The organism is Moorena sp. SIO3B2, assembly GCF_010692525.1.
In the GTDB taxonomy this organism is placed as follows: Bacteria; Cyanobacteriota; Cyanobacteriia; order Cyanobacteriales; family Coleofasciculaceae; genus Moorena; species Moorena producens.
Map to the genome: position 1 here is coordinate 1 of NZ_JAAHHE010000287.1, position 7,812 is coordinate 7,812.

Below are 7,812 nucleotides of genomic sequence, written 5' to 3' on the forward strand. Positions count from 1 at the left end.
CGGATTTATTTTTCCTTGGGATTGGGAGTTGGAAGAATCAGAAGAGGCTTTTGAAGACGCTTTCGCTTTCTTAGCATCTGTTTTTTTCTTGCGGATTTTTTTGACTTTACTTGAGAGTGACATATATAGTCGTTTCTTGGCTTATTATCATTTGATCTGGTGAGCGTGGAGGATTATTCTGTTTATCTGCTCTATCGCCTGCCTTGTCTATTTGGTATGTGCGTTATTAACACACCCAACAAGAGAGGCGATCGCATTCAGTACCTCTCTTTCTCCTCCCATTTTATTCTCCTTTTTGGCCGAAATTAAAATTCATCTTTACCTCTGTCCTAATTGCGACTGCAGGCACTGAAAGCATTTCTGAAAGACCGGGAACTCCTTTGTCGAAGCCTAACGTGTTTTTATCTTCTTCTTTATCTGTTTTATCTGTCTGAGTTTCCAGATGTGCATTCCCCACTAGAGCTATGTATTTACCACTATTCTGACTGTCTTTAATTACTTTCATTGCGTATATATTCATAGTGGCTTCCCTGGCCCTCTCTCGATCAGCTACGGAAGAATAGGGTCTTGTGGATGCTGCAGGCGAGTCGATACCGATAACCCGAATATCAGCTTGTTCTTTATTATTTTTAGCTTTTATAGCCTTCAATAAATCTAAATAACTGTAATTATCCTTTTTTGTTTTATTTATTAAAAAGCGTTGAAGTTCCGGTGAGAGTTCACCGTCTAGTTTTAAATAATCATCAACCATAGACTGATAGTCTGACCTTATGGCCTCCAGATAGACAGACTTAACTCCCATCCCAACAAAATTGTCGAGATTTTCAATTACCTGTTTTCTAGCAGCATCATCAGAATGCACTTCACCAATAATTAAGCCTTCTTCATTTTTAAGTATTGTCGCAATTGTATTATTCTCTGGATCTGGGTTATTTTGTACCCATTTGTCCTTCAAGTTCTTTTCTTGCTCAAAATTAAAATTGTTTGAGAATTTGACTCCTTCTTGCAGCAGTGCTTTATGTTCAGTATCAATTTTTTTTCGTCTCTTTTTGGTATCATCTTCTCCAAATAAATCGTCGAAAAATTAAGCGATGCCACTCTTGTGATTCGGAAACTTAGGATCGCGGCTCAAGTCCAGTGTCTGCAATATTAAATCAGCAACTTCAGGGTATTGATCTATAAGCTGCTGGCCAGAGTATTTTATTTTAAAAACATCTTTTGAAAACCTATTTTTCTCAAATACAAAATTTGGATCAGCTTCAACTCTGTAATTTTCTAGGGCCTTCTTAAGCTTATCAACATTTTCTCTTCCCTTTACTATGGTTAGTTTTGATCCCCTATCTTGAAAACTATCAAAAGTAGGTTTCGATGAAGATCCAGCACCTAAATCTGGCGCAGCAAGTTCATCTATTTCAACTTGATCAAGGCTTTCCTCTTCAACCCCCTGCGCAACTTCCTCAGTTTCGGGAGCAACGGGTTTAGTAGCCCGTTCCATCTCTCCCTTCTTCTTTCCTCTTCTTTTCTTTAGTGCTTTACTTGCTCCCTCTTCAACTTTTTGTTTGATCCGACTCAACATACAAACCTCCTGATAGACATTTAATTTATCCTGGTGGATCTTTTTTTTAATGGTTTGATTGGTCTTAGACTTTCACAGGATTTAGACCCGAATTATTCGGTTATTATTAGCTTAAGGTGTCAAACGTTGGGATACCCACCGACAGTGTGACCGTAGTGTCAACGTGGTACTTCATCTCCACCGAGGACAATTTATTCGTTCCAGTGCGACTCCATAGCTCTAAAACCTTACCGTTTCCCTCATAGAGCGCAAAGTGGTCATTGTCGCCCCATCGGATAACCGCTCCCTTTGGTACGTATTTGTCCATTAGATCTGGATATTTCAACAGGCGCGAATCCAGATCCATCCCACCATTAAGAAATCCAAAACTCTCCTGATCGGGACCTTTTTCTCGATTACCCACCACCACTTTGAGTTGGTTCCACGATAACAAACCTGCTTTATATGACAAATAGGCTATACACTCCCAGCAGTTCATCACCGTAGGCTCTGTCCGTGGGTTGGATTCTTGCAGCAATTGCTTTAGATCGGTTTCACTGTCCTTGTCCACAGAGCCGCTCCAAGTTAATTTCCCCAAGAGCTGTTGCCCAATTTTGATAGACTTTTCCATATTGGTAAGCATTTGCATCGTACTCTCGAGCGCCTCTTCAACATCTTCTATTCTTGAGCCTCTCGCTAATCGACCCAAACTAACGAGCTGTCCATGTAGCGATTGCTTCGACTGCTCTCGATCCAAAGGGGCTGGTGAGGAACTTAATCGATCACGTTCCATTGCTTCATAGGCGCTGGCGATTTGCTCCGGCGTCAGATCGACAAGTTTGTTCAGCTTAAATAGATATATCTGATCGTAATCATCCCTAAGCAAATGAATAAGCTTTTCCATATGCTCTTTATCTATATGTTGTCGCCATTCGGAAAACCCAAAATTCATTAATCCCGGCGCGGGTTGGGTATTAACCAATCCTAAAACTCTTGTTTCAAACTGCTCTAGCTTAAATCCTTCGCCATACTGTAATAGGTCCTCTGTGTTGAACCCTGTGCTGGCTTGGTGGGACAAATGTCTTATGCGCAAAGGATTATATTTTTTTGCGAGCGCCTGCATCCTGGCTATACTGCTTGCCTTTTGTTCCTCCTTTAGCACTTCTCTGGCTATTTCTCCTAAAGAAGTGCCAGAATCATACTTGCGTAAGATCACGCTGGCATATCGATCCAGGTTGATGTTCCCCTTATCACTTCCGAACGATTGTATAAGTTCTTGTTTCACCTGTGGCAACGCAGAATAGTCCAAGCGTATTAGAGCCTCTGCTATGGTGCTAGCATCATCGCCTTCCTGTATTCGCCTTTTCACATATTCCGGAAATCTGGAATCAAGCTCCGAGAAACCGTGAGCAGATAGCTCTTCTTTTACTAACGCTTTTTTGTATTTCTCCCGCGTCGTTTTTTCTTCTTCGTTAAGAGCAATGCTCTTCTTTTTCCCTTTATCGGCTTGTCTTAATAGAATGTCACGCATGATATTCAGATTTCCTCCTTTTACTCTTTTAGTTTGGTTTATCGTAGTTAATTAACTAAGCGGTAAAACAACCAATTAATTCAACCTAAATCAATTACACTTCCCCCTTATACATCACAACCAACCCCAAATTACTCAAACTCTTCCTATCCCCTTTCGCCTTAAAGTTCCAACTCGCACCCGAGCTTCGGATCATCAACCCATTCGCCTCATTAAACTTGCCATGCTTCAGGGTCAGGTCATCATCATCATTCAGAATCAAACTCACCTGCCCTTCCCCTTGCATTTCATAATGAGGCACCAGCCCAGTAATTTTGCTACCGGATAAATTAGGTAACATCTCCCGCTTGACCATAATGTCGAGTTCTTCAGTTTCGTCACTAATAAACGCCTGCCATTCTTGAGGAAATGTTTCCGCCATATTTATATAAACAGCAGTGGGATAAGGCTTCAACATCCCCTTCACCGCACTAGCGAATGATTGACCGCCATTAAGCGCTGTGTACTTCAACTTGATTGTCACCTTATTCAGTTCGTTCAAATTGTAGCTGCCACGCTTTCCGCTTAACTCTAATCGCCAGGTGGATACCGCACCCGTTCCTTCAAAGGGAAGGAAACGTTCATCGTCTAATCGCAGTTCAAATAAACCGTTAGGTTCGTCGTATTCTCCGATGTCACCCAGAGCAATTTGCTGAGTGGTGCGCCAATCGCTGCGGATTGACATCGGTTCCTTACCTTTGGGATTCAGTAAGTATTTCACCGCTTTCACGTCTGGTTCCATCACTGTTTTATGACGGAGTTGAGTTAAGGTGGCATTCACGGTTTTTCCTTCACCCGCATCGATTTCAATGGCAATCGTTTTAACTTGTCGGTTATAGTGCCCTTGGAAGTCGTAATCGAATAAGGCTTCGGAGAGGTTGAACTCACAAGTGCCTTTGGTTTTCAATTGAATAAAGGCCATGGGGTCCAGCTCCGCCAAGGAAATATGTTTCCCGATTTCTAAAGAACGGCTATTGGTATCTATATAAGCCTTCTCCATGCGGTCTAGGTCATGCCCTAGGGAATCACCACTGAGTAAACCTTTCCGCAAACTATCCCAATACATACCGCCAATGAACGAGACCTCACTCTCTTTAAGACCGCGCTCAAATTGATAGGCTTTTTCGGCTGATTTGGCCATATCATGGGCGAGCTTATAGGTTTGGAAGAACAAACCTGAGAGCTTGCTGGTCATCCATTGATACAACTGTTCGTTTGAGAATTTGCTGGTCATAAAGCGTTTCATTGATTCATTTTGTTTGATCTCCTTTTCGGTTGACTGTATCTCTAGCCTTGCGACATTGATTTGAAATTTCGCTCCTTCGATTTGGGCTTCCAGTTGCTTGATTTCACTTTCAGCCATTGCTTTTTGAAGTATCCAATCCTCCAAACTTCGTTCAAATTGGGCATAGATACCTGCAATTTCTCCTTTGTTACTTAAATATTCTGTCATTGATGATATAGCCCCTGAATATGTACTGAGCGAGCTACTGACTTGGCTCCCGCCCCAGGTCACCTCTGACGCAAACGGTGGGCCAATTGCATAATCAGGAACCAATGCGGCAAATGCAGCTACAGTTTGCGTTCCAAAATTAATTAAATCCAGAAACATTGCATCTTCTATAATGGAGATTTGAGTTCTTTCTTTTGCTATCATACCTTTAGTAATCAAATTGTTATAATGCTCAAGTTGCCCTTCAGCACTTATCTTATTTTCTTCAAGGGATTTCAAGTTCTCCAGGGCATCATTTAATTGCGCTTCCTTAATCCGGCTCGTAACTTCGAGAATTTCCTTCTCATGACGATTTTGTAACAAGCTCAGGGCTTCGCTATCTTTCTTTTCGATCGCTCCCAACAAATCCCCACCGAATTGATTGAGTTTACCCACCAACTCTCGCGCTTTATTCAACATAAAGTTGAATCGATAATGAGGTACAGCAACTGACAATCCTGCGATCGCGCCACCGATGCCACCGCCACCTGCTACTGCCCGTACTAAAGCCATCGGGTCAATGGGAGGTTGGAACAAGGGCAAGGGTTGCTTAATCCCCATAATGTTTAGGCTATGGCGTATTTTATACAGCCGGTCTTCTATCCGGTCCCAGTAGTCAATTAAATTTTGATTTTCGGGTATATAGAAGTAGGGTTCAGTGACTGAGCTATGAATATTAGCCGCGAAGGTTAGACTCTTTTCATCTGGGTCTTTCCTACTCACATCAAACAAAAAGTCATATTGACTACTATCTGCCTCCGCGCCTTTATCATGAATGCCTTCAATCCCATTGTTGCCATTACGCCCAAAGGGTTTTGAATCAGACAATAGTCTGGTGCCGGTATTTTCGGGTTTTTGTCCGAGGAGATCGTAAGCTAAGATATAGTGCATCCGGGCTTCGTTGATACTCTCCCTGCTGTACTGACGGAACAGTTGATCCCCCCAGTCGATCAGATTATCGATATAGGCCATCACTGTGGTGCGTCGATAGGCAATGCGTCTGAGTCGGGCAATGGCATGAGGGTCGAAGGGGTCTTTCAGATAGGCTTGGATTTGCGGCTGACTAATGGTTTCATCGGGAACCATAAATCCATACCTGATGGGAAGTCGTTTGACTATCTCCAAGGTTTCTGCTAAAGCTTTGGCATTAGGGTTATCTTTCACCAGAGCATCAACAGGCGTTTTCAGAGTGGTAATTGCTGATTCTGTAGGCAATTTTTTCAAATCCGTCAAATCGGTTTTATCAGGCATTTCTGTTCTGTCAAGCTCGTGTTTTCCTTCAAACACCTCCTCGTATGGTTCAAGCAATTTAATGACTGCGGATGCATCCAGCTTTAATGCCGTAGCATTAGACTCGAGCCGAGTAATCAAAGCCTCAATATCCACTGACAAGAACGGCAAGAACTGCCAATATTCAAATTCATCTGTCGGGTCAAAAATGTACTCAAACCATTTCTTCGCCTCGGCAAACTTCTGTTGAGTATTCAGAGATTGGGCAATCAGCAAAGGCGCGTGGAAGAATAGTTCCCAATAGTGAAGGCCATTCGCACCACGAAACTCCAAGTGTGAATGCAAAGGAAGGGTTTCAACCCTATTGCGATTTACTTGAATAATAGTATCAGGGCTTTCTTCAGCTGGTTTTTTATTAGGGTCATAGTCTACTTTTTGAAAAATCGGGAGTTCATCTATTTCTTGATTTATCAGGCTAAATAGGTCATCAATGCCATTGGCAAACAATTTTTGACTCAATTTACTTCCCGTCATCGAGGACAAACGAATGATGTCATACTTAGCATTTTGCTTAGTGACAAATTCCTCCACCCTCACATATTCCTTTCCTGATACTAGGTAGGCATGACTACCCTGTTGAAAGGCGCTGTCGAACTTATCGAATCCCTCAGGCCATTCCCAGTTACCTTGGATATTGTTAATTTCTTTGGTGGCTTTGGATTCGGGATCGAAAATTGCGTATTGACTATGGTCGAAGAGATAAACCTTATTATCCAATTCAAATACCGCTCGAACCGGTCCATTCCATCGAGGCAACCCTTCCGTATTATTCCTCAATAGTCGAGGATATCCCGGTTCGACATAATCGAACTCAGTACCCTGGTAACGATAATACTGGTCCCCCGAAAAGAGGTATGTTTTTTCGTTGTGAGTAAAAGCTGCATCAACCACACCCGTGTATTGGATGTTATTTTTTACTTTTCCCCAATCCTCGTTAATGATCTTTTTATGCGAGGCATTATCGGCAGTGAAATAAATATTTCCTTGGAAAAATCGGATTTTATTATCTGAGCTAAAGAAAGCAGCATTAATTCCATTTTCGTTGGGAATACCATCTACTCGGCCTTGGGAAATTTTCCTTGGATATCCCGTAACAGGCACAGACTTTGACGGATCGTCAACAAACTTAATGTATTGGTTGCCAGACACCAAATACAAGATTTGGCTACCGGTGGAATCCCTCTTGGTTAAGGCATAGTCTATGGATGAAACGCTAGTATCGACTAGAACCGTTGCGCTAGATGTATAAGTGGCAATATTCTTGGGTTGAGACCATGGAATAAGCAATGAACTCATTACCTTATTAAAGCTAGGACCCATTATGTAATTTTGCGCAGAAAGAAGCATTAGTTGACCCTGGGAGTCAATATACATTCCTGTTAACTGGTTAGAAGGCACTCCGTTAACATGAATAGTTTTCATAGGTGACCTTGTGGGTTGATTTCTTCCATCAACATTTCTGGCAAAGTCCTTATGAAATACAAATAGTTTCGGTTGAGTATCATTAACCGCTAAAATAAAGTGCTCCCCATATATGGATAACCCGACGAGGGATTTAGTCGGTGAACTTTTTATTCGAGCAATTTCTTCTAGTAGATAGGCATCACTAGCAGAGCTATGTTTATAGAACTGATTGTCTGCTATAAAGAAAGCATCCTCATTAACCACAAACGCTTCGGTAACCTGACTTAAGTTCAGTTGTTCTATATTAGCAGTATATAATCCGTTAAGCTTACTAAGTAATTCCGCTTTACTTGACGCCTTCTTGAGAGTTCCGCTGGTATCATGCAAATAAGTATCTTGTCCATAATCAAATGCGTTTCTAATACTTTTTGCGTCATCAGTCGGTGGCCAGAGCTTATCCGAAATCTTTAATGGGTTGTTAAGATCATCGGATGTGACATA

At 41.9% G+C, this 7,812-nt stretch carries 4 protein-coding genes; all 4 read right to left on the minus strand.

Annotated elements, in window-relative coordinates:
- Window positions 1-283 precede the first annotated feature (283 nt).
- The 4 genes from F6K38_RS31295 to F6K38_RS31310 all read right to left on the minus strand — a co-directional run bounded on the left by F6K38_RS31295 (window position 284) and on the right by F6K38_RS31310 (window position 7,698).
- Window positions 284-955, minus strand: coding sequence for a TraB/GumN family protein (locus F6K38_RS31295; protein ID WP_287256214.1), 672 nt, complete (start codon window positions 953-955; stop codon window positions 284-286).
- Window positions 956-1,084: 129 nt separating this feature from the next.
- Complete coding sequence (locus F6K38_RS31300) at window positions 1,085-1,576, minus strand: hypothetical protein (protein ID WP_287313241.1); 492 nt, start codon at window positions 1,574-1,576, stop codon at window positions 1,085-1,087.
- Window positions 1,577-1,682: 106 nt separating this feature from the next.
- Entirely contained in the window at window positions 1,683-3,086 is a 1,404-nt protein-coding gene (locus tag F6K38_RS31305) for a hypothetical protein (RefSeq protein ID WP_287254034.1), read from the minus strand.
- Window positions 3,087-3,180: 94 nt separating this feature from the next.
- A complete protein-coding gene (locus F6K38_RS31310) occupies window positions 3,181-7,698 on the minus strand; it encodes a Tc toxin subunit A-related protein (RefSeq protein WP_287358985.1) in 4,518 nt (1,505 codons plus the stop codon).
- Window positions 7,699-7,812: the final 114 nt, after the last annotated feature.

Coding starts and splice junctions, on each gene's coding strand:
- F6K38_RS31305 (WP_287254034.1), bottom strand. CDS start 3,086: ATGCGTGACATTCTATTAAGACAAGCCGATAAAGGGAAAAAGAAGAGC.
- F6K38_RS31300 (WP_287313241.1), bottom strand. CDS start 1,576: ATGTTGAGTCGGATCAAACAAAAAGTTGAAGAGGGAGCAAGTAAAGCA.